General features: G+C 58.5%; 22 protein-coding genes. All 22 read left to right on the top strand.

Features of this window, described 5'->3' with window-relative positions:
• Positions 1 to 60: 60 nt before the first annotated feature.
• The 22 genes from fliH (at position 61) to GWQ22_RS04995 (ending at position 20,928) form a co-directional block, all read left to right on the top strand.
• Positions 61 to 849: a flagellar assembly protein FliH gene (gene fliH, locus GWQ22_RS05100; protein WP_042034109.1), complete on the top strand. Its 789-nt coding sequence runs from the start codon at positions 61 to 63 to the stop codon at positions 847 to 849.
• Between the two features lie 70 nt (positions 850 to 919).
• Positions 920 to 2,251 carry a flagellar protein export ATPase FliI gene (gene fliI / locus GWQ22_RS05095; protein ID WP_275929646.1) on the top strand — a complete coding sequence of 444 codons (1,332 nt, stop codon included), beginning with the start codon at positions 920 to 922 and terminating at the stop codon, positions 2,249 to 2,251.
• Between the two features lie 26 nt (positions 2,252 to 2,277).
• Entirely contained in the window at positions 2,278 to 2,718 is a 441-nt protein-coding gene (gene fliJ / locus GWQ22_RS05090) for a flagellar export protein FliJ (protein ID WP_108536182.1), read from the top strand.
• 92 nt (positions 2,719 to 2,810) lie between these two features.
• Positions 2,811 to 4,580, top strand: coding sequence for a flagellar hook-length control protein FliK (locus GWQ22_RS05085; protein WP_275929645.1), 1,770 nt, complete (start codon positions 2,811 to 2,813; stop codon positions 4,578 to 4,580).
• 57 nt (positions 4,581 to 4,637) lie between these two features.
• Positions 4,638 to 5,153 carry a flagellar basal body-associated protein FliL gene (gene fliL, locus GWQ22_RS05080; RefSeq protein WP_275929644.1) on the top strand — a complete coding sequence of 172 codons (516 nt, stop codon included), beginning with the start codon at positions 4,638 to 4,640 and terminating at the stop codon, positions 5,151 to 5,153.
• Between the two features lie 9 nt (positions 5,154 to 5,162).
• Positions 5,163 to 6,233 (top strand): flagellar motor switch protein FliM, encoded by a 1,071-nt coding sequence (fliM, locus tag GWQ22_RS05075; RefSeq protein ID WP_275929643.1) that lies wholly within the window; start codon positions 5,163 to 5,165, stop codon positions 6,231 to 6,233.
• 52 nt (positions 6,234 to 6,285) lie between these two features.
• The gene (gene fliN, locus GWQ22_RS05070) at positions 6,286 to 6,678 is read left to right on the top strand and encodes a flagellar motor switch protein FliN (RefSeq protein ID WP_042034103.1); all 393 of its coding nucleotides are present in this window, start codon (positions 6,286 to 6,288) and stop codon (positions 6,676 to 6,678) included.
• Between the two features lie 61 nt (positions 6,679 to 6,739).
• Positions 6,740 to 7,123, top strand: a complete 384-nt coding sequence (gene fliO, locus GWQ22_RS05065) for a flagellar biosynthetic protein FliO (RefSeq protein ID WP_275929642.1) — start codon at positions 6,740 to 6,742, stop codon at positions 7,121 to 7,123.
• Positions 7,110 to 7,886, top strand: a complete 777-nt coding sequence (gene fliP / locus GWQ22_RS05060; RefSeq protein ID WP_275929641.1) for a flagellar type III secretion system pore protein FliP — start codon at positions 7,110 to 7,112, stop codon at positions 7,884 to 7,886. Before fliO ends, fliP begins: the two co-directional genes overlap by 14 nt.
• Entirely contained in the window at positions 7,883 to 8,011 is a 129-nt protein-coding gene (locus GWQ22_RS05055) for a hypothetical protein (protein WP_275929640.1), read from the top strand. The genes fliP and GWQ22_RS05055 overlap by 4 nt, the downstream gene beginning before the upstream one ends.
• Before the next feature lie 27 nt (positions 8,012 to 8,038).
• Positions 8,039 to 8,308 (top strand): flagellar biosynthesis protein FliQ, encoded by a 270-nt coding sequence (gene fliQ, locus GWQ22_RS05050; RefSeq protein ID WP_042034100.1) that lies wholly within the window; start codon positions 8,039 to 8,041, stop codon positions 8,306 to 8,308.
• Positions 8,309 to 8,387: 79 nt separating this feature from the next.
• Positions 8,388 to 9,185, top strand: coding sequence for a flagellar biosynthetic protein FliR (gene fliR / locus GWQ22_RS05045; protein ID WP_275929639.1), 798 nt, complete (start codon positions 8,388 to 8,390; stop codon positions 9,183 to 9,185).
• Positions 9,186 to 9,271: 86 nt separating this feature from the next.
• On the top strand, positions 9,272 to 10,402 hold the full coding sequence (gene flhB / locus GWQ22_RS05040; protein ID WP_275929638.1) for a flagellar biosynthesis protein FlhB: 1,131 nt from the start codon (positions 9,272 to 9,274) through the stop codon (positions 10,400 to 10,402).
• Between the two features lie 107 nt (positions 10,403 to 10,509).
• Complete coding sequence (gene flhA / locus GWQ22_RS05035) at positions 10,510 to 12,612, top strand: flagellar biosynthesis protein FlhA (protein ID WP_275929637.1); 2,103 nt, start codon at positions 10,510 to 10,512, stop codon at positions 12,610 to 12,612.
• Positions 12,613 to 12,628: 16 nt separating this feature from the next.
• On the top strand, positions 12,629 to 14,047 hold the full coding sequence (gene flhF / locus GWQ22_RS05030; protein WP_275929636.1) for a flagellar biosynthesis protein FlhF: 1,419 nt from the start codon (positions 12,629 to 12,631) through the stop codon (positions 14,045 to 14,047).
• 1 nt (position 14,048) lies between these two features.
• Positions 14,049 to 14,924 (top strand): MinD/ParA family protein, encoded by an 876-nt coding sequence (locus tag GWQ22_RS05025; protein WP_181364830.1) that lies wholly within the window; start codon positions 14,049 to 14,051, stop codon positions 14,922 to 14,924.
• Complete coding sequence (locus tag GWQ22_RS05020) at positions 14,917 to 15,636, top strand: RNA polymerase sigma factor FliA (RefSeq protein ID WP_275929635.1); 720 nt, start codon at positions 14,917 to 14,919, stop codon at positions 15,634 to 15,636. The genes GWQ22_RS05025 and GWQ22_RS05020 overlap by 8 nt, the downstream gene beginning before the upstream one ends.
• A 111-nt stretch (positions 15,637 to 15,747) precedes the next feature.
• The gene (gene cheY / locus GWQ22_RS05015; RefSeq protein WP_010634617.1) at positions 15,748 to 16,131 is read left to right on the top strand and encodes a chemotaxis response regulator CheY; all 384 of its coding nucleotides are present in this window, start codon (positions 15,748 to 15,750) and stop codon (positions 16,129 to 16,131) included.
• Positions 16,132 to 16,143: 12 nt separating this feature from the next.
• Positions 16,144 to 16,884: a protein phosphatase CheZ gene (locus GWQ22_RS05010; protein WP_275929634.1), complete on the top strand. Its 741-nt coding sequence runs from the start codon at positions 16,144 to 16,146 to the stop codon at positions 16,882 to 16,884.
• An 11-nt stretch (positions 16,885 to 16,895) separates the two neighbouring features.
• Positions 16,896 to 19,040, top strand: a complete 2,145-nt coding sequence (locus GWQ22_RS05005) for a chemotaxis protein CheA (protein WP_275929633.1) — start codon at positions 16,896 to 16,898, stop codon at positions 19,038 to 19,040.
• Positions 19,041 to 19,072: 32 nt separating this feature from the next.
• The gene (locus GWQ22_RS05000) at positions 19,073 to 20,188 is read left to right on the top strand and encodes a chemotaxis response regulator protein-glutamate methylesterase (RefSeq protein ID WP_275929632.1); all 1,116 of its coding nucleotides are present in this window, start codon (positions 19,073 to 19,075) and stop codon (positions 20,186 to 20,188) included.
• A gap of 2 nt (positions 20,189 to 20,190) precedes the next feature.
• Positions 20,191 to 20,928: a flagellar motor protein gene (locus tag GWQ22_RS04995; RefSeq protein WP_181364827.1), complete on the top strand. Its 738-nt coding sequence runs from the start codon at positions 20,191 to 20,193 to the stop codon at positions 20,926 to 20,928.
• Position 20,929 lies beyond the last annotated feature (1 nt).

Raw genomic sequence — 20,929 nt, 5'->3', positions numbered from 1 at the left:
CTATCAACTCTACAGTTTCGCCGTGCCACATCCGGTGCTGGCGAGGAGCGCCTCTAAAGCATGAACAACAAGCTGCGTGGCTATGTACGTCCCGATGGGGAGGATGCTCGGGTTGAGGCCTGGGGCTGGCCCGAGATGGAGGTCGAGTCCGAGGTCGAGACCAATGCCCTCGGGTTGACGCCGGACTGGTATCGGCAGGAGGCAGAGGCGCCGGTTGAGGAGCCCGCAGAGGAGCCGGTCCCCAGTATCACGGCAGAAGAGCTGGAAGCGATCCGTCAGGCCGCTTGGGACGAGGGCATGGCCGAAGGCCAGGCCGCCGGCTTTGCCAAGGGGCTGGAAGAGGGCAAGCTGGAAGGCTTGCAACAGGGTCATGCCGCCGGGCTGGAGCAGGGCAAGGAGGAGGGACTGGCCATGGGCCGCGAGTTGGTGGATCAGCAACTGGCTCACTGGCAGTCACTGGTCGATCGTCTCGCTACTCCTCTCAGCGAGCTGGATCAGGCAGTGGAGCAGCAGCTCATCGCCCTGATGCTGCAGCTGACCCGCGCCCTCATCCGGCACGAGGCAGAGACGTCTCCCCGCATACTGCTAGAGGCCCTCAAACAGGGGTTGGCTTTGCTGCCTGCCGCCGAGCAGGGGGTTACCTTGATGCTGCATCCTGATGACATAACCCGGGTCGAGCAGGCGTTTGGAGTGGAAGAGTGCGCCAAGCGTCACTGGCGGCTGCAAAGTGATCCCACCCTCTCTCCTGGCGACTTGCAGCTGGCGACCGAACTCTCCAGCATTGACCTGACGCTGTCGGGACGCATCGATCAGCTGCTGCGCAACTTTTTGCGGGACAATCACGCATAACCGGCGGCGGACAGGTGTAACCACCCGCCGCCAGCATGACCCATCTCAATATCGCATTTCAGGAGGCCAGATGAGCGGCTCGTTACTCACTCGGTTGCAAGGGTATCGGGTGCGCGATATCGCGCCCAAGCCGCCTGTCGCCGGCAAGTTGACCCGGGTGGTGGGCCTCACGCTGGAAGCCATCGGTTGCCGCGCCGCCATCGGTGCCCTCTGTCGCATCGATACCCAGGATGGCATGCTGGAGGCCGAAGTGGTGGGCTTCTCCGGTGATCGTCTGTTTCTGATGCCGAGCGAGCAGCTCAAGGGGGTGATCCCCGGTGCCCGGGTGGTGCCCATCACAGAGGAGCACGGCATCCCGGTTGGTATGAACCTGCTTGGCCGGGTCATCGACGGTATCGGGCAGCCACTCGATGGCCTCGGCCCCATTCTCTCCTCCCAGACGGTGCAGTTTGCCCAGCACCGCATCAATCCGCTCTCCCGTCGTCCTATCCATCAGCCGATGGACGTGGGAGTGCGCGTCATCAACGCCGTACTGACGGTGGGTCAGGGCCAGCGGATGGGACTGTTTGCCGGTTCAGGCGTCGGCAAGTCGGTGCTGCTCGGGATGATGACCCGTGGCTCGGTGGCGGACGTGGTGGTGGTGGGTCTTATTGGTGAGCGGGGCCGGGAAGTCAAAGAGTTTATCGAAGATATTCTGGGGGAGGAGGGCCGTGCCCGCTCCGTGGTGGTGGCGGCCCCGGCCGACGCCTCGCCCCTGATGCGCCTTAAGGGGTGCGAAACTGCGCTCGCCATTGCCGAGTATTTTCGCGATCAGGGGCTTAACGTGCTGCTCTTGATGGACTCCCTCACCCGTTACGCCCAGGCCCAGCGTGAGATCGCGCTGGCGGTGGGTGAGCCGCCAGCGACCAAGGGGTATCCGCCCTCGGTATTTGCCAAATTACCGGCGCTGGTGGAGCGGGCGGGTAACGGCAGTGACGGCCAGGGTTCCATCACCGCTTTTTTCACCGTGCTGACCGAGGGGGATGACCTGCAAGACCCCATCGCCGATGCGGCGCGGGCCATCTTGGATGGTCATATCGTGTTGTCGCGCGAGCTGGCAGATGCGGGCCACTACCCGGCCATTGACATCGAAAAATCCATCAGCCGGGTCATGCCCATGGTGACCTCGCCGGAACATATGGACTTGGCGCGTACCCTCAAGCAGTTCTACTCCCTCTATCAGCAGAACCGGGATCTCATCACCATAGGCGCTTACAGCCAGGGATCGGATCCCCGCATCGATCGCGCCATCATTCAAAAACCCTATCTGGATCAGTTCTTGCAGCAGGGGATGCGCGAGGTCATTCACTACGATGAGGGCCTGCAATCCCTGCAGCTGGTGGCCATGCCCCTGATGCGTTGACGATAGGATGAAGAGGGAAGGTTGTCATGAGTAAAGGCTTGGTGATGTTGTCCGAGCGGCTGGTGGAGGCCGAACAGCAGGCGGCGCTGGCGCTGGCGAAGGCCCAGCAGGATCTGAAAATCTTCATGGAGCAGCAGGAGGCGCTCAACCAGTATCGCCAAATCTACCATCAGCAGTGGACAGATCGCGGTCTGCAGGGCATAGCTGCCCAGCAGAATGCCCAGTACCACGCCTTTATCAACAAGCTCGAGCAAGCGGCCACCCAACAGTACGAAGGTGTGCTGCAGGTGCGCCAGGCACTGGCGTTGCGGCGGGAAGAGTGGCTGGCCGCCCAGCAGAGGCGCAAGGCGTTGGAGTTGCTGCTGGCCAAGCAGGCCGGGCGTGAGCAGCAGAAGGCCCAGCGTCAGGAGCAGAAGATGCTGGATGAGTACACCATGCTGCGCCGCTTCCATCATTCTGGCCTGTAACTTGCTTTATTCTGCCCATCCAGTGTGCGCCTCACCACCATCGCGTTCGTGAGGGCCGCGCCAGAACCCGATTGTCGTCAGGGATTTTCATCATGATGCAGACACTGCTAACCCCACCCCCTCCCGTTCAGGCTGCTGCGCCTGCCGACAAGAGTGCTCCGCTCCCCCCTGTTTCCGATAGCGGCGAACGGACGCCACAGGGTGAGCCGAAAGGCGGTTTCTCCGATGTGATGGCCAAGGCTCGGACAGCGGGAGCGCCGGTGACCAAGGGCTCTCAGACGGCTGTGATGGAGCCGAAGGCCGGTGGTCAGGTCGTTACTGACCAGGTGGCCGGTGACAAACGCGCCAGTGACAAGCACGCCGATGCCAAATCTTTGGCGAATGATGCCGAAGGCACGGCGGCCATCGACGATAACAAGAAAAAAACGGAGGAGGCCGAGAGCAGTGCCTCTCCCAATGATTTCTTACAGCGCCTGCAAGATGCCCTCAAGCAGGACACCAGCCTTGTCTCCCCGACGTCCCTTAACCTGGTTGTGACCGCGCCAGCCGTGGACACGGACGGCAATATGTTGCCGCAAGAGGGGGAGGGCGCCGAAGCTGCCGACGTTCTCGTTGGCGCGGGTGACAAGCCACTTACCCTGGATGACAGGAAAGCAGCCACCGGCGCCGCCTTGCTGGCACAACAGGCAGCAAGCCTGCTCAAGGGGGAAGGGGTCGAGGTGCCGGCAGCAGAGGGCGAGGCGCAGGCCATGGAGAGCCATGCTGCCGCCATGGCCGCCAAAGGTGAGGTGAGCAAGTCTGCCGAGGCCGATGCCAGCGCCAAACCCGTCATTCCTCCCATGAGCAGCAAGGAGGGGGGCGAGAAGGCACATCCCCAACAGGCCGTGCCCACCCAGGCGACCGTCGTGTTGGAAACGGGTCAGGAACGGGCCGACACAGAGACGACTCGCTCGGCGGACAGCGCTCAGGCACGGGGCGCTGCCGAGGGGGGCGAGCAGGCCAAGGCGGCCACCGCCGCCAAGTCAGAGAGTCCGCTGGCCGCCGCTACCAGCAGCGCCACAGCGCCGGCTGCCCAGCCGCCAGCCGACCCCGAGTTGACGGTACAGCAACAGGTGCTGGCCAGCCGTGAATCCCAGGGGCCACAGGCCTCACTGAGTGCCTTGTCGGCCGGGATCAAGCAGATGGAGGCCAGTGAAGACCGCGAGTCTCCCAAGGTCAGGACCGAGGTCAAGGTGGACGTGAAGCAGAAGGTAGCCGAGTTTGGCAAAGGCAGTACCCCCGGGACCGAGTCCAGCCCCCATGACAGCAACCATAGTCAGCAGGTGCAGCAGAACAGCCAACCCCAGGCGCCCAACAACGACAGCAAGCCCACGGTCGACATAGCGGCGCGGCGCGATCCCCAGAATCTGCCACACCTCAAGCTGGCCAATCCGGAGGCGCCAGCCCAGCTGCACCAGAAGGTGAATCTGATGCTGGCGGACAAGTTGCAACAGGCGGAGATCCAGCTCGACCCCCTTGGCCTTGGCAAGATGAAGATCCAGATCCAGATTGGCGCCGACAGCCAAGCCAACGTGCACTTCGTGGTACAACATGGTCAGACCCGCGAAATGCTGGAGCAGGCCATGCCACGGCTGCGTGATATGCTGGCCGGGCAGGGCATCCAGCTCGGCCAGACCATAGTGCAACAGCAGTCGCAGCAACAGTCACAGGGTCAGTCGGCATTTGCCGGACAGGGCCAGCAAGGTCAAAAAGAGAGCGGTTCTTTTGCCGAAACAGGCCAAACTGAGGCTGAGGTCACGGCTGCAGGCCGTCGTTTGCTGATGGAATCGACAAACGACAGCGGAATTGATTTCTATGCTTGATGCCAGCCTGAGTAAGTTTATGATATCGAACAAGTTTGAGACTAGGGTGGACAAGGGATGGCAGATGATAACGAACTGACGCTGAAAGACCCGGCGGCAGGCAAGAAAAAGAAGCTGATCATGGTAGTCGCCCTGGCCGTGATTGTGCTGGGTGGCGGTGGTGCCGGTGCCTGGCTGATGCTGTCCGGTGGCGACAAGGCGGCGGAAGCCTCGGCGGAAGGGAAGGATGCCCAGCCCAAGGAGACGGCACCCCAGCCCTCGCTCTACGTAGGCATGCCGCGCCCCTTCGTGTTCAACGTCTCGGGTGGCCAGCGGGATAGACTGGTGCAGATCAAGATCCAGTTGATGGTGCGTGGCGCCGCCGATGAGACCCTGGCCAAGCAGAATATCCCCCTGATCGAAGGCACCCTGCTGCGGGTCTTCAGCGCAGCGACCAGCGAGCAGCTGATGACCTTTGAAGGCAAGGAGAAGCTGCGTAAAGATTCACTGGAAGAGAGCCGTCGGGTGCTCAATGACCTGGTTTCTTCCCCCGTTATCGAACAAGTGCTGTTTACCGGCTTTGTAATGCAATAAGGGTGATGCGTGAGCGATCTGTTAAGTCAGGACGAAATTGATGCCCTCTTGCACGGTGTCGATGATGTCGAAGAGGAAGAGATAGGCGCGGCGGGAGATCCCGGTGTCGCCCAGTTTGACTTCTCCTCTCAGGACCGCATCGTCCGTGGTCGCATGCCGACCCTGGAGCTGGTGAACGAGCGTTTTGCCCGCCACATGCGGATCAGCCTGTTCAACATGATGCGCCGCACCGCCGAGGTCTCCATCAACGGTGTACAGATGCTCAAGTTTGGCGAATACGTGCACACCCTGTTCGTGCCGACCAGCCTGAACATGGTGCGCTTCCGTCCGCTCAAGGGCACGGCCCTCATCACTATGGAAGCCCGCCTGGTGTTCATCCTGGTGGAGAACTTCTTCGGCGGTGATGGCCGTTATCACGCCAAGATCGAGGGACGCGAATTCACCCCCACCGAGCGGCGCATCATCCAGATGCTGCTCAAGCTGGTGTTCGAGGATTACAAGGATGCCTGGGCGCCCGTGATGGACGTCGGCTTCGAATACCTCGACTCCGAGGTGAACCCGGCCATGGCCAACATCGTCAGCCCCACCGAGGTGATAGTGGTGAGTTCGTTCCACATCGAGCTCGATGGCGGTGGCGGAGATTTCCACGTGGCCATGCCCTACGCCATGCTGGAGCCTATCCGCGAGCTGCTGGATGCCGGTGTGCAGAGCGACAAGGGTGACACAGATGTGCGCTGGAGCAAGGCGCTGCGTGACGAAATCATGGACGTCAAGGTCGAGCTCAGAGCCAAGCTGCTGGAAACGGATCTGACCCTGCGCGAGCTGATGGAGCTGCGACCCGGCGACATCATCCCGGTGGAAATGCCGGAGAGCCTGCTGGTCTATGTGGAAAATTTGCCCACCTTTCACGCCAAGATGGGGCGGACCAAGGAGAATGTGGCGCTCAAGATTACCGACAAACTCAAACGCCCGGAAGGGGTCAAGACAGAGATGCATCTGGTGACCCGGGGCGGCATACGCATCGATGGTGAGGCCGAGCTGGAAGAGCTCGAGCGCAGCATCGAAGATCAACAGCGATAAACAGGGACTGCCTGTCACGACAGACGGTCATGAAGCAGCATAAGGAAGCAAGATGAGCGGAACTGATGAAGAGGATCTGATGGCGGACGCCTGGGCAGCCGCACTGGAAGAGCAGGTGGTTGCCGAAGCCAAGCCTGCTCCCCTAGAGGAGTTGACCGATGACGCCCCTATCAGTGCCGAGGAGCGGCGCAAGCTCGACACCATACTCGACATTCCGGTCACCATTGCCATGGAGGTGGGCCGCAGCCAGATCAGCATCCGCAACCTGTTGCAGCTGAACCAGGGCTCAGTAGTGGAACTGGATCGGGTGGCTGGCGAGCCGCTGGACGTGCTGGTCAACGGTACCCTGATCGCCCACGGTGAGGTGGTGGTGGTGAACGACAAGTTCGGTATCCGTCTGACTGACGTTATCAGTCAGATTGAAAGGATCAAGAAACTCAAATGACCAGAACCATTGCGCTGACCGGTGTCATCATCAATCAGGCCGAAAGGATCACAACACTCAAATGATCCGCGCGTTTCCGTTACTGCTGTTGTCCCTCCCTGCACTGGCCAATCCCGGTGCGGGGGTCAATCCCCCCAGCCTCACCTCTTGGCTGCTCTCCAGTCTGATGGTCATAGGCCTCATTCTGGTGCTGGGCTTTCTGCTCAAGAAGAGCAAGATAGCCACCGCCATGGGGGGCGGCCATATGCGGGTCATCGCCAGCTTGCCGGTGGGCTACAAGGAGAAGCTGCTGGTGGTCAAGGTGGGCGAACAGCAGCTGCTGATCGGGGTGACGCCGCAGCAGGTCAACTTCCTCTATCGCCTGGAGGCGCCGCTGGACGAGAGCCAGCCCCAGGCGTTTTCCCAGCAGCTTGGCAAATTGATGGGCAAGCATGAAAAAAACTAACCGCTTATGGTCACAGCTTGGACTGCTGGTCGGCCTGTTGGCCCCCCTGGTTCTGTTTTCGCCGCTGGCGCTGGCCCAGGGTGGCATGTCGGCTGTGACCATCAAGACCATGGCGGATGGCAGTCAGGAATACAGCCTGACCCTGCAAGTGCTGGCGCTGATGACGGCGCTCTCCTTCTTGCCGGCCATGGTCATCATGATGACCTCGTTTACCCGCATCATCGTAGTGTTGGGCATACTGCGCCAGGCAATCGGTCTGCAGCAGAGTCCCTCCAACCAGGTGTTGATCGGTATCGCCCTCTTCATGTCGTTTTTCATCATGTCGCCCGTGCTGGATCGCATCAACAACGAGGCGCTGCAGCCCTATCTGGCCGAGACAATCCAGGCCAAGGAGGCGCTGGAGAAGGCCGAACTGCCCATCCATCAATTCATGCTGGCTCAGACCCGGATCAAGGATCTCAACACTTTCATGGAGATAGCCAACGTGCAGGTAGATAAGCCTGCCGATGTGCCGTTGCGGGTGTTGATCCCGGCGTTCGTCACCAGCGAGCTGAAGACAGCCTTCCAGATAGGCTTCATGCTGTTTTTGCCCTTCCTGGTGATCGATCTGGTGGTGGCCAGTATCCTGATGGCCATGGGGATGATGATGCTCTCTCCTATGCTGGTCTCCCTGCCATTCAAATTGATGCTGTTTGTCATGGTGGATGGCTGGAACCTGATCCTGGGCTCCCTAGCCAACAGCTTCGGGCTGGGAGCGGGATGATGCTCTCTTTCAATCAGGTGCTGGTCTCCCTGCCATTCAAATTGATGCTGTTCGTCATGGTGGATGGCTGGAGCCTGATCCTAGGCTCCCTGGTCAACAGCATCGGGCTGGGTGCCGGTGGTTAACTCGGGCAAACGCAAGGAGCAGGCAGCATGAGTCCGGAAACCTTTATTGATGTCTTTCGCGAGGCGCTCTGGCTGGTGACCATCATGGTGTGCGCCGTGATCCTGCCCAGCCTGTTTGTCGGCCTGTTGGTGGCCATCTTTCAGGCCGCGACGTCCATCAACGAACAGACCCTGAGCTTCCTTCCCCGTCTCATCGTTACCCTGTTTGCCCTGGGGGCGGGCGCACACTGGGGCTTGCAGAGTCTGATGGACTTCTTTCTGCTGATGGTGAGCCAAATTCCCGAGGTGGTGGGATGATCCATGCCCGGCAAGCGCCTGGGACCTCTTCTGGCGGCTCGCTGATGGCGACCTGCCACGCCATTCCCGGGGTAGTGAGATGACCTACACGACTGCTCTCATCATGGAGTGGTTGTCTTCCATTCTCTGGCCGCTGGCACGGGTGAGCGGTCTGTTGATGGTGATGGCGGTGTTTGGCAGTCGTCTGACTCCGGCCCGCATTCGTATCGGGTTGGCGCTGGCGCTGACCTTCATGATCGCCCCCCTGCTGCCCCCGATGCCCAAGATAGAGCTGTTCTCCGTCGGCAGTTTTTTGGTGCTGACCCAGCAGTTACTCATCGGCATTGCGCTTGGCCTCATGACCCAGTTTCTGATGGAGAGCTTCGTCATGGCCGGTCAGATCATCGCCATGCAGACCAGTTTGGGCTTTGCCACCCTGGTGGATCCCATGAATGGCCAGTCGGCCCCCGTGGTGGGCCAGTTCTACCTGATGCTGGCGACCCTGGTGTTTCTGGCGGTGGATGGTCACCTCATCATGCTGCGCATGGTGGTGCTGAGCTTTGATACCTTGCCGGTCTCAGATGCCGGGCTCACCCTGCCCGCCATCCGCAGTCTGGCCGGATTCCTGGGGGTCATGTACCAGGCCTCGCTGGTGATGGCGCTGTCGGCCATCATCGCACTGCTGCTCATCAACTTTGCGTTCGGCGTCATGACACGGGCAGCGCCACAGCTCAACATCTTCAGCATAGGTTTTGCGGTCAGCATGATGTCCGGACTGCTTATTCTGTGGCTCACCATCGGTGGCTTCCTCGGCCATTTCGACTCCATGTGGGAGCGGGTGCAGGAGACCAGTTGCGAGCTCATCAACGTCCAGTGCTTCGGTGGTCAGAGTGGCTGATTGCGTACAGCCGGGTAGTGAACGACTCGATTCCCTCCGGGGGCGAGCACAACTGAGCAAGCGCCAGCGTGTCGGAGGTCAACAGCATGGCTGATACCGATCAGGAACGTACCGAACAACCCACGGGCAAACGACTGCAACAGGCCCGGGAAAAAGGGCAGATTGCACGCTCCAAGGAGTTGGGTACCGCCAGCGTGCTGTTGGCGGCTGTTTTTGGTCTCTTGATGATCAAGGAGAGCCTGGCCGGCGCCATGGTCAAGATCCTCACCATAGGTTTCACCCTCGATCGGGATCAGGCCTTCGATCCCAACGCCATGGGGGTCATGCTTCCCGCCCTGTTGAGGGAGCTGATGTATCCGCTCGGCCTGCTGTTCATGCTGGTGGCCATCGCGGCTTTCGTCGGCAACACCCTGATGGGGGGCATGAATTTCTCCTCCGAAGCCATGCTGCCCAAGTGGAGCAAGCTGAGCCCGCTCAACGGTCTCAAGCGGATGTTCGGGGTGCAGTCTCTGGTTGAGCTTATCAAGTCCATCGCCAAGGTGGTGTTCATCACCCTGTTTGCCTGGTGGATGCTGTCGAGCCAGTTCAACCACTTGCTCAACCTCTCCCTGGAGGGTTATCCGGGCGGCATCATAGATGCGCTGGATCTGCTGCTGTGGATGCTGATCATCCTCTGTTGCGCCCTCATCCCCATCGTGGCCATAGACGTGCCGTTCCAGCAGTGGAATCACATGCGCCAGCTCAAGATGACCAAGCAGGAGATCAAGGACGAGTTCAAGGACAGCGAGGGCAAGCCCGAGGTGAAGGGGCGGATCCGCCGCTTGCAGATGGAGATGGCGATGCGCCGCATGATGGGAGATGTGCCCAAGGCGGATGTGGTCATCACCAACCCGACCCACTACTCGGTGGCACTCAAATATGACACCGACAAGCCGGGCGCCGCCCCCAAGGTAGTGGCCAAGGGTACTGACGAAATCGCGATGAAGATCAGGGAGATAGCAAGGGAATACGAGATCCCCACCATGCCCTCTCCCGGGCTCACCCGTGCCATCTTTCACTCCACCGAGATAGGTCACGAGATACCGGAAGGGTTGTTTGCCGCGGTGGCTCAGGTGCTGGCCTATGTGTATCAGCTCAAGAAGTTCCGCCGTGGTCGTGGCCGGCGCCCCAATCCGCTCGCCAACGAGCTGCCCATTCCGCCTGAATTCCGCAAATGACAAACTTCTGACACAGTCAAAATAAAATCATTTAAAATCAATGTATTGAATTGTTGGCTTGATGTTTGCTTTAATCTTGTACCAGCGGTTTGAGATTGAGAAAAACGATGAAATTCCAGGCTTCATTGGGCCGATTGAAAGAGCACAGGGGATTGCTGACCAAGGGGATGGGGACACCGCTGTTGGTGCTGGCGTCTCTGGGTATGGTTGTTCTGCCCATACCGCCGCTGATGCTGGATGTACTCTTTTCCTTCAATATTGCGCTTTCTATTGTGGTGCTGCTGGTCGCCGTTTATACCCGACGCCCCCTCGAATTTGCCGCCTTTCCAACCGTCTTGCTGCTTGCCACCTTGCTGCGTCTGGCGCTCAACGTGGCGTCAACCCGGGTGGTTTTGCTGGAAGGCCACAACGGGAGTGCGGCGGCCGGTCATGTGATCGAGGCATTTGGCAACGTGGTGATCGGCGGCAACTATGCCGTCGGCATCATCGTCTTTACGATCCTGATGATCATCAACTTCGTGGTGATTACCAAGGGGGCCGGGCGGATTGCCGAGGTGAGCGCCCGCTTTACCCTGGATGCCATGCCAGGCAAACAGATGGCCATAGATGCCGATTTGAACGCCGGCCTCATCAACCAGGAAGAGGCGAAGAAGCGTCGCCAGGACGTGACTCAGGAAGCCGACTTCTACGGCTCCATGGACGGTGCCTCCAAGTTTGTCAAAGGGGATGCCATCGCGGGCATCATGATCCTCTTTATCAACATCATCGGGGGCTTCATTATCGGCATGATGCAGCACCAGCTCACCTTCAGTGAATCGGCCGAAATCTATACCCTGCTGGCTATCGGTGACGGTCTGGTCGCGCAGATCCCCTCTCTGCTGCTCTCCATCGCGGCAGCCATTATAGTGACCCGGCAGAACACGGATCAGGATATGGGCACAGCGGTGTTGGGTCAGCTGTTTGACAATCCCAAGGCGCTGATCATCTCGGCTGGCATCCTGCTGATGATGGGGCTGGTACCCGGCATGCCGCACTTTGCCTTCCTGAGCTTGGGGGCCCTCTCGGCTGCCGGTGCCTGGTGGCTGCTGCGCCGCGAGAAGCGGGCCGCCGCCAAGGCTGCCAAGGGCCAACTGATGCCCACCACGGCCGATCAACCCCATGAGCAGAAGGAGTTGAGCTGGGACGATGTGCTGCCGGTGGACATCATAGGGCTGGAGGTGGGCTATCAACTTATCCCGCTGGTGGATCGCAATCAGGGCGGGGAACTGCTCAACCGGATCAAAGGGGTGCGCAAGAAACTCTCCCAAGAGCTCGGCTTTCTGGTGCCTGCCGTGCACATTCGCGACAATCTGGATCTCGCGCCCAACCAATATCGCATCACCTTGATGGGGGTCAGTACCGGCGAGGCCAATGTTTACCATGATAAGGAGATGGCCATCAATCCGGGTCAGGTGTTCGGCCAGATCCAGGGCATCGCCACCCAGGATCCCGCCTTCGGGCTGGAGGCTGTGTGGGTCGCCAAGGAGCAAGTCTCCCAGGCCCAGACTCTCGGCTATACAGTGGTGGATACCGCCACCGTGGTCGCCACTCACCTGAGTCAGATCCTCTCCAACCATGCCGCCCTGCTGCTGGGTCATGACGAAGTGCAACAGCTGCTCGATATGATAGGGAAGCATCAGAACAAGCTGGTGGAAGGACTGGTTCCTGAAGTCATCAGCATGGGTAACCTGGTGAAGGTATTGCAGAACTTGCTCAATGAAGGCGTGCCAATCCGTGATATGCGCACTATCCTGCAGACCCTGGTGGAATACGCCCCGCGCAGTCAGGATCCCGAAGTGCTGACGGCCGCCTGCCGTATCGCCCTGCGTCGCCTGATCGTGCAAGAGATTGCCGGTCCGGACCCCGAGCTGCCGGTGATCACCTTGGCACCAGAATTGGAACGTATATTGCATCAATCCCTGCAGGCAGGGGGTGGTGATGGCGCTGGCATAGAGCCGGGCCTGGCAGAGCGGATGCAACGTTCGCTGGTGGAAGCCACTCAACGACAAGAACTGGAAGGCCAACCGGCCGTGCTTCTGACATCAGGGATACTGCGCAATACCCTGGCGAAATTTGTCAAGAATGCCATTCCTGGATTGCGCGTTCTGTCTTATCAGGAAGTGCCTGATGACAAGCAAATCCGCATCGTCAGTGCGGTAGGACAGAACTAGTTAGCGGAGATGACGGGTGAAGATTAAGCGGTTTTTTGCCAAGGACATGCGAACGGCTCTGGCCGAGGTCAAGGAGACTCTCGGGCCCGACGCCGTCATCATGTCCAACAAGAAGGTCACTGGTGGGGTGGAGATAGTCGCCGCTGTCGATTATCAATCCCAGGTCCTGGGGCCCACAGATGCGCCGGTTCGCCGTCAGTTGAACGATGAGAGCGTCAATATCTCGTCTGCCGGACGGCAGATGACCCGTCCTGTGCCCAGCCAGGCCCAGGAGCAGAACGAACACTATGCCGATACCCTGGCTGCCCTGTTGGCGCGTCAACAGAAGTTGAACCCGGCCAATCCGGCCGGTCTTAAGGGGGCGGCACCCGTTGCCGCCGCTGGTTCAGCTCCCCGCACGCTGGCCGAACAGGGTCAGTGGGGGGCGGCTCCCGAGCCTACCAAGCCCAAAGCCAGAGCGGCGACCCCAGGTCGTGCTCCCCAACCTGCGCCGCGAGAGCAGGAGATGGAAGGGATGCGCAAGGAGATGGCCAGCATTCGCAAGCTGCTTGAGCACCAGATCTCCGGACTGATGTGGCAGGAAGTGGAACGCCGTGAACCGATGCGGGCCCTGCTCATCAAGGAGCTCAAGAAGATAGGCTTTGACGATGCGTTTGCCGATCAGCTGGCGGGCCTCATCCCTGAGGACATGTCCATCCATCAGGCCATGGCGCAGCTGGCCGAGGTGTTGACCGCCCAGCTCAAGATCAGCGAAGACGATATTTTACGTCAGGGTGGGGCGGTTGCCCTGCTCGGACCGACCGGGGTGGGTAAGACCACCACCATCGCCAAACTGGCGGCGCGGTTTGCCATGAAGTATGGCGCCGAGCAGGTGGCGCTTATCACCACGGATAACTACCGGATCGGGGCCCACGAGCAATTGCAGACTTATGGTCGCATCATGGGGTGTCCGGTACGTCAGGTACGGGATGCCGAGGAGCTGGCCAATGCGCTCTATCAGTTCCGCCATCGCCGGTTGGTATTGATCGATACCGCCGGGGTGGGTCAGCGGGATATCCGTCTGACCGAGCAGCTCGATACCCTGGTCAAGAATGCCAAGGTACGCATCCGCAGCTACTTGGTGATGTCCGCGACTTCCCAGCGTCGGGTGATGCAGGAGGCGGTGGACCACTTCCGGCGTATCCCATTAAGCGGCTGCATACTTACCAAATTGGATGAGAGTCTGAATCTGGGCGAAGTGATTAACGTGTGTATCCAGAATGCACTGCCCATCAGCTATATCACTGATGGGCAAAGGGTTCCGGAAGATATCCAAGTTGCCAATGCGGCACAGCTCGTCGGAGCGGCCATGGGCTCGCTGGAGCGGGAAACAGAAGAACCCTATTTCTGGGGTGCAGGCTTTGGCGAGGCCGAAGATTCGGAGTTTTATGAGTAACATGTATATGGATCAGGCGAGTGGTCTGCGCAAAATGCGTCAAAACAATCGAGTAAAAGTGATCGCCGTTTCCGGTGGCAAGGGGGGCGTGGGCAAGACCAACGTGACCCTGAACGTGGCAGGCGCCATGGCCGCACAAGGCAAACGGGTGATGGTGCTGGACGCCGACCTTGGCCTTGCTAACGTTGACGTCATGCTGGGGTTGCGGGTACATCGTAACCTCTCCCATGTGCTGGCCGGTGAGTGCACCATAGACGACATCATAGTCGAGGGTCCCTACGGCATGATGATAGTGCCGGCCACATCAGGCACCCAGTCTATGGTCGAGCTCTCTGCGGTGCAGCATGCCGAACTGATCCGCGCCTTCAGTGAGATGAAGACCCAAGTTGACATACTGCTGGTGGATACAGCGGCGGGGATCTCCGACATGGTGCTGAGCTTCACCCGCGCCGCCCAGGACATCATGATAGTGGTGTGCGATGAGCCGACCTCCATCACGGATGCCTACGCGCTGATCAAGATCCTCTCCAAGGATCATGGCGTGTTTCGCTTCAAGGTGGTGGCCAACATGGTGCGCAGCCTGCGCGAAGGGCAGGAGCTCTACGCCAAGCTGACCCGGGTCACAGATCGCTTTCTGGATACCTCGCTGGAGCTGGTAGCGTGTGTACCTTACGACACCAACCTGCGCGCCGCCGTGCGCAAGCAGAAGCTGATTGTCGAAGCTTTCCCCAAGTCACCTGCGGCGCTGGCGTTTCGCGCCCTCGCCAACAAGGCGGCAAGCTGGCCCATTCCTAACCAACCCGGTGGTCATCTCGAATTTTTCCTGGAAAATTTGCTGCAAAGGCCGGTCATAGCACAGGAAGGTTCCCGTGAATAAAGCCCAAGCGTACTTGCGTCATCAGGATTCCTATGTGCTGGTCGAGCGTCATGCTCCGCTGGTGAAACGGATTGCCCAGCATTTGTTGGCTCGCCTGCCAAGCAGTGTCTTGCTGGATGACCTGATCCAGGCAGGTATGATTGGGCTGCTCGAAGCCTCCCGCAACTTTGACGGCAGCAAGGGCGCCAGTTTTGAAACCTACGCAGGGATCCGCATCCGTGGCTCCATGCTCGACGAGATCCGGCGGGGGGACTGGGTGCCACGTTCGGTGCACCGCAATAGCCGCTCCATCGCTGAAGCCATCGAAAATGTTGAACAAGCGCACGGTCGTGATGCCCGTGATACCGAGGTTGCTGCCCAGATGGGGGTCAGTCTCGGCGAGTATCACACCATGCTGCAGGATGTCTCCTGCGGCAAGATCATCGGTATCGAGGATCTGGGGGTCAGCGAAGATGTGATAGGTCATCCCGATGACGCAGCAGGCAACAATGGGTTTGACGAGCTGGCGGCCGAGCGTTTTCAGGGCGCGTTGGCCGAACACATAAGCCGTCTGCCGGAACGGGAAGCACTGGTCCTCTCCCTTTACTACGATGAAGAACTGAACTTGCGTGAAATAGGCGAGGTATTGAACGTTAGCGAGTCTCGTGTGAGCCAGATACACAGTCAGGCGATGCACAGATTACGCGCTCGTTTAAGAGATTGGCATGTATAAGTGTTTGTACTGGCTACACTGAAACAAAACTCTAAGGCATAATCCGCATAATAAAACCTGCGATCTGCATCATGTAAGTGAGCCGCTATAGCGGCTATTTAGGAGGGAATTTTGGACAAGAACATGAAAATCCTCATTGTTGACGATTTTTCAACGATGCGCCGGATTATCAAGAACTTGCTGCGTGACCTGGGATTTAACAATACCCACGAAGCAGATGATGGCAACACGGCCTTGCCAATGTTGAAAAATGGTGATTTTCAGTTTGTCGTCACCGACTGGAACATGCCCGGTATGCAAGGCATTGACTTGCTCAAGGCTATTCGTGTCGATGACAAGCTCAAACATCTGCCGGTACTGATGGTGACCGCTGAAGCCAAGCGCGAACAGATCATTGAAGCCGCTCAGGCGGGCGTCAATGGCTACATAGTCAAGCCTTTCACCGCTGCAACGCTCAAAGAGAAACTCGACAAAATCTTTGAACGAATCGGCTAAGGAGCAGCATGGATGAAGGCCAAAACGAGTGCAATGATTTCGCTCGATCAGGCAAGGATGCTTGTTGCCCATCTGGAGAAAGGCGAATTTGAACAGGCCGATACTATCATCGCAGATGCATGTGCTCCCAATGCGGCAGCTCTGTTTGACAAAGTGGGTCAACTGACCCGACAACTGCACAGCTCCTTACAAGATTTCCGGCTGGATTCCCGGATCCCCGACCTGGCAACCCATGAAATTCCTGATGCCCGAGAACGTCTCAGCTACGTCATCGACATGACAGACAAGGCAGCCAACCGCACCATGGATGCGGTGGAAGCCAGTTTGCCGATTGCCGACCGGCTCAACGACAATATTCAGTTGGTTATGCCCAACTGGAATGCCCTGATGAACAGGGACATGAATGTCGGGCAATTTAAGTCTTTATGTCACCAACTGGATGATTTCATTAAGGCTTCTGAATCTGATGCCGATAAATTACGGCAACTGCTGACAGAGATCCTGATGGCGCAAGATTTTCAGGATTTGACCGGCCAGATGATCCGCAAGGTCATCAAGTTGGTGCAGGAAGTTGAAACTAAATTAATAGAAATGCTGACTATGTTTGGTGAGGCATCTGTTGAGCATTCATCTCGCAGCCTTCCTGTAAGCCGGATTGAAGCTGAAGGCCCCATCATGAACCCGGAGACTCGTTCCGATGTGGTCAATGGTCAGGATGATGTGGACGATCTGCTGTCTAGCCTGGGATTTTAATGGAGTGACGCATGGCCTTCGAAGTTGATGAAGACATACTGCAAGACTTTTTGGTCGAAGCATCCGAAATATTGGAACAGTTGTCCGAACAACTGGTCGACTTGGAAAAGCGACCCGATGACAAGAATCTGTTGAATGCCATATTTCGCGGCTTCCATACCGTCAAAGGCGGCGCCGGTTTTCTCTCTCTGGGTGAGTTGGTAGACGTGTGTCACGGTGCCGAAAACGTGTTCGATATCTTGCGCAATGGCAAGCGAACCGTCACGGCGGAATTGATGGATGTCATTTTGCAGGCGCTGGATGCCATCAATGTGATGTTTGCCCAGGTGCAAAATCGAGAACCGCCGAGCCCTGCTTCCGCTGAAATTTTGCATGACCTGCATGAGCTCTGCAAACCTGAAGGGCAGGAGCAGTTGTTGACTGCCTCGGCAGGCAATAGTGCGCCTGTAGAAACTGCGACATCTGCTGACGAGGTGAGCGCGGCTCCTGAGCCTGAAGCGGTTGCCGAACCCGTGGCCGTCAATGGTGGCGGCTCCATCGATGAAATCTCAGCCGATGAGTTCGAGCGCTTGCTCGATGAACTCCACGGCGTCGGCGGAGCCCCGACGCCGGTTGCGAGCCCCGCGCTGACTGGTACGGGCGATATCACAGATGATGAGTTTGAAGCCTTGCTCGACCAGCTGCATGGTCAGGGTCAGCATAGCGGCGCACCTGAGATCAACCCGTTGAAGTCGGTGCAAAAAGAGGTTGACGAGCTGATCGATGATGATGAATTCGAACGCCTGCTCGATGAATTGCATGGTCGTGGTCAAGGGCCAAAAACCAGCATCACGCCCCCTGTTGCACCAACAGTCGCAGCGCCGGTGCCAGCCGCCGTCGCCAAGCCAACACCAGCCCCCAAACCAGCTGCTGCGCCGGTTGCTGCCGCTAAACCGGCACCAGCCCCCGTCAAGCAAGCCGCTGCGCCAGCAGAGAATGCGGTGCAAAGCGATACCACTGTGCGGGTGGATACCAAAACACTAGACGTCATCATGAACATGGTGGGTGAACTGGTGCTGGTACGGAATCGTCTGGTGAGCCTTGGGATCGCCAGCAACGATGAGGACATGTCAAAAGCGGTTGCCAACCTGGATGTGGTAACGGCAGACCTGCAAGGCGCCGTGATGAAGACGCGCATGCAGCCTATCAAGAAAGTATTCGGTCGTTTCCCCCGGGTTGTGCGCGATTTGGCCCGCACCCTCAAGAAAGATATTGAGCTGGTGATGGTCGGGGAAGAGACAGATCTGGACAAAAACCTGGTCGAAGCCCTGGCCGATCCGCTTGTTCACCTGGTGCGTAACTCATGTGACCATGGGGTTGAGATGCCGGATGTACGGGAAAAAGCGGGCAAGCCACGGCAGGGCACCATTACCCTGAGCGCCTCCCAGCAGGGTGATCACATTCTGCTTTGCATCGAAGACGATGGCGCAGGCATGGATCCGGAAAAGCTCAAGTCCATCGCTATCAATCGTGGCGTTCTGGATGCAGACACTGCGGCCCGCATGAGCGACAGCGATGCCTATAACCTGATTTTTTCTCCCGGTTTCTCGACCAAGTCTGAGATTTCCGATATTTCTGGCCGCGGTGTCGGCATGGATGTGGTGAAGACCAGCATAGTGAGCCTCAACGGCTCTGTGCATATTGACTCTGCCTGGGGTAAGGGCACTCGCCTCGAGATCAAGGTGCCCTTGACCTTGGCTATCTTGCCTACGCTGATGGTGGAAGTGGGTGAGCAGACATTTGCCTTGCCGCTGGGGTGTGTGAACGAGATTTTCCATCTGGACCTCAAGAAGGCCAACATGGTCGACGGTCAGCTCACCATCATAGTGCGCGACAAGGCCATCCCTCTCTTCTACCTGCACAAGTGGCTGGTAAAAGGGACAAACAAGAAATCACGGCAGGATACGGGCCATGTGGTCATAGTGCAGATTGGCACTCAGCAGATAGGCTTTGTCGTGGATAATCTGATTGGCCAGGAAGAGGTGGTGATCAAGCCACTGGACAACCTGCTGCAAGGAACCCCGGGCATGGCCGGGGCTACCATCACCAGCGATGGTGGTATTGCACTCATTCTGGATGTGCCGAGTCTGCTCAAAGCATATGCGCGTAGACATTGATAGCTCAGGCCCAAGGAGTTAGAAAAATAACAATGGCAGTTAAGGTATTAGTTGTCGACGACTCGAGCTTCTTCCGCCGCCGGGTCAGTGAGATCATCAATCAGGATCCTATGCTGACGGTGATCGATACGGCCCAGAATGGACGGGAAGCGGTAGACAAAGCACTGGCTCTACGGCCTGATGTGATCACCATGGACATAGAGATGCCCGTGATGGATGGCATCAGCGCCGTGCGCGAGATCATGGCCAAGTGCCCCACTCCGATCCTGATGTTCTCCTCGCTGACCCATGAAGGGGCCAAGGCCACCCTCGATGCCTTGGATGCGGGAGCCCTCGATTTCCTGCCCAAGAAGTTCGAAGATATAGCCCGTGACAAGGACGAAGCAGTTCGCTTGTTGCAACAGCGGGTCAAGGAAATATCGCGCAAGCGTTTCCTGATGGGGGCCAGCGCCCGGCCAAAAGCGCCTGAACCTGCTGCTCGCAGCCCACTGGTCGGTTCGTTGCCACGTCCTGGCGATCGTCAGGTCGAGCCACCGCGAATCGTACCGGTTGCCGCGTTTAAACGCAGCGGGAAAACTTACCAGCTGGTGGCTATTGGTACCTCTACTGGTGGTCCGGTGGCGCTGCAAAATGTGCTGACCAAATTACCGGGTGATTTTCCTCATCCGATTCTGCTGATCCAGCACATGCCGGCAACCTTTACCGCTGCATTTGCCGCTCGCCTCAACGGTTTGTGTCAGATAGGGGTCAAGGAGGCGGAGGATGGTGATGTACTCAAACCTGGTCACGCCTATCTGGCGCCGGGTGGCAAACAGATGTTGCTGGAAGGGCGCGGAGTCGGTGCTCGCATCCGGATCGTCGATGGCAATGACAAGGTTAACTACAAGCCTTGCGTGGACATCACCTTCGCATCGGCAGCCAAGACTTATGCCGACAAGGTGCTCGCCATCGTATTGACCGGCATGGGGGCGGATGGCAGGGATGGGGCGCGTCTGCTCAAGGAGCAAGGATCCACCATCTGGGCCCAGGATGAAGCCTCGTGCGTCGTATACGGTATGCCACAAGCCGTCGCCAAGGCAGGTATCGCCACTGAGTCACTGCCGCTGGATCGGGTAGCACAACGTATCCTGGTGGAGCTGGGTCGCTAAAGATGAGCATGTTTGGCCTGATCCTGGCTCTGGGAGCCATTGCCATTGCCCAGCTATGGCATGGTGGAACCCTGCTCACCCTGCTCGACGGACCGGCATTTGTCATCGTTGTTGGTGGTACTTGGGGGGCCGTCATTTTGCAGACACCGCGCAAATATCTGCTCGAGGCGATCAGGCAGCTGCGCTGGATGTTGCTCCCCCCGGGTTGGGATCTGCTCAATCAGGCCGAACGGTTGCAGGGATGGGCGGTGTTCGCTCGCCAGCAGGGCCTGCTGGCGCTGGAAAATCAGGCTGATCAGGAAAGTGACGAGTTCACCCGCCAGGGGCTCACCATGATAGTGGATGGAGTGTCGATTGAGGATATTCGCATGTTGCTGGAAGCGGATATCGACATCGAGCAGGAGCGTAACGAGCACTCGGCCCGGGTATTTGAGGCCATGGGGGGATATAGTCCGACCATTGGTATCATAGGCGCCGTGATGGGTCTGATCCAGGCCATGTTCAATCTGGAGGATCCGGCAGCCCTCGGCGCCGGCATTGCCGTTGCCTTTGTTGCCACCATTTACGGGGTCGGCTTTGCCAACCTCTTTTATCTGCCGATTGCCAACCGCCTGCGCGCCTTTCATTATCATTACGCCCTGTTCCAGGAGATGACCCTGGAAGGATTGATGGCGATTGCCCACGGTGAGAATGGCCCGCAGGTTGAACGGCGGTTGAAGGCTTATCTGAAAGGAGAGTAGC

The sequence above is a fragment of the Aeromonas sp. 1HA1 genome (genome assembly GCF_029237385.1).
GTDB lineage: Bacteria > Pseudomonadota > Gammaproteobacteria > Enterobacterales > Aeromonadaceae > Aeromonas > Aeromonas popoffii.
This window is presented reverse-complemented; position numbering and strand designations above follow the sequence as displayed.

Excerpts from the sequence above, each read along its gene's own strand:
- fliH (WP_042034109.1), top strand. The coding sequence starts at position 61 with ATGAACAACAAGCTGCGTGGCTATGTACGTCCCGATGGGGAGGATGCT.
- fliI (WP_275929646.1), top strand. The coding sequence starts at position 920 with ATGAGCGGCTCGTTACTCACTCGGTTGCAAGGGTATCGGGTGCGCGAT.
- fliJ (WP_108536182.1), top strand. The coding sequence starts at position 2,278 with ATGAGTAAAGGCTTGGTGATGTTGTCCGAGCGGCTGGTGGAGGCCGAA.
- GWQ22_RS05085 (WP_275929645.1), top strand. The coding sequence starts at position 2,811 with ATGATGCAGACACTGCTAACCCCACCCCCTCCCGTTCAGGCTGCTGCG.
- fliL (WP_275929644.1), top strand. The coding sequence starts at position 4,638 with ATGGCAGATGATAACGAACTGACGCTGAAAGACCCGGCGGCAGGCAAG.
- fliN (WP_042034103.1), top strand. The coding sequence starts at position 6,286 with ATGAGCGGAACTGATGAAGAGGATCTGATGGCGGACGCCTGGGCAGCC.
- fliO (WP_275929642.1), top strand. The coding sequence starts at position 6,740 with ATGATCCGCGCGTTTCCGTTACTGCTGTTGTCCCTCCCTGCACTGGCC.
- fliP (WP_275929641.1), top strand. The coding sequence starts at position 7,110 with ATGAAAAAAACTAACCGCTTATGGTCACAGCTTGGACTGCTGGTCGGC.
- GWQ22_RS05055 (WP_275929640.1), top strand. The coding sequence starts at position 7,883 with ATGATGCTCTCTTTCAATCAGGTGCTGGTCTCCCTGCCATTCAAATTG.
- fliQ (WP_042034100.1), top strand. The coding sequence starts at position 8,039 with ATGAGTCCGGAAACCTTTATTGATGTCTTTCGCGAGGCGCTCTGGCTG.
- fliR (WP_275929639.1), top strand. The coding sequence starts at position 8,388 with ATGACCTACACGACTGCTCTCATCATGGAGTGGTTGTCTTCCATTCTC.
- flhB (WP_275929638.1), top strand. The coding sequence starts at position 9,272 with ATGGCTGATACCGATCAGGAACGTACCGAACAACCCACGGGCAAACGA.
- flhA (WP_275929637.1), top strand. The coding sequence starts at position 10,510 with ATGAAATTCCAGGCTTCATTGGGCCGATTGAAAGAGCACAGGGGATTG.
- GWQ22_RS05025 (WP_181364830.1), top strand. The coding sequence starts at position 14,049 with ATGTATATGGATCAGGCGAGTGGTCTGCGCAAAATGCGTCAAAACAAT.
- GWQ22_RS05010 (WP_275929634.1), top strand. The coding sequence starts at position 16,144 with ATGAAGGCCAAAACGAGTGCAATGATTTCGCTCGATCAGGCAAGGATG.
- GWQ22_RS05005 (WP_275929633.1), top strand. The coding sequence starts at position 16,896 with ATGGCCTTCGAAGTTGATGAAGACATACTGCAAGACTTTTTGGTCGAA.
- GWQ22_RS05000 (WP_275929632.1), top strand. The coding sequence starts at position 19,073 with ATGGCAGTTAAGGTATTAGTTGTCGACGACTCGAGCTTCTTCCGCCGC.
- GWQ22_RS04995 (WP_181364827.1), top strand. The coding sequence starts at position 20,191 with ATGAGCATGTTTGGCCTGATCCTGGCTCTGGGAGCCATTGCCATTGCC.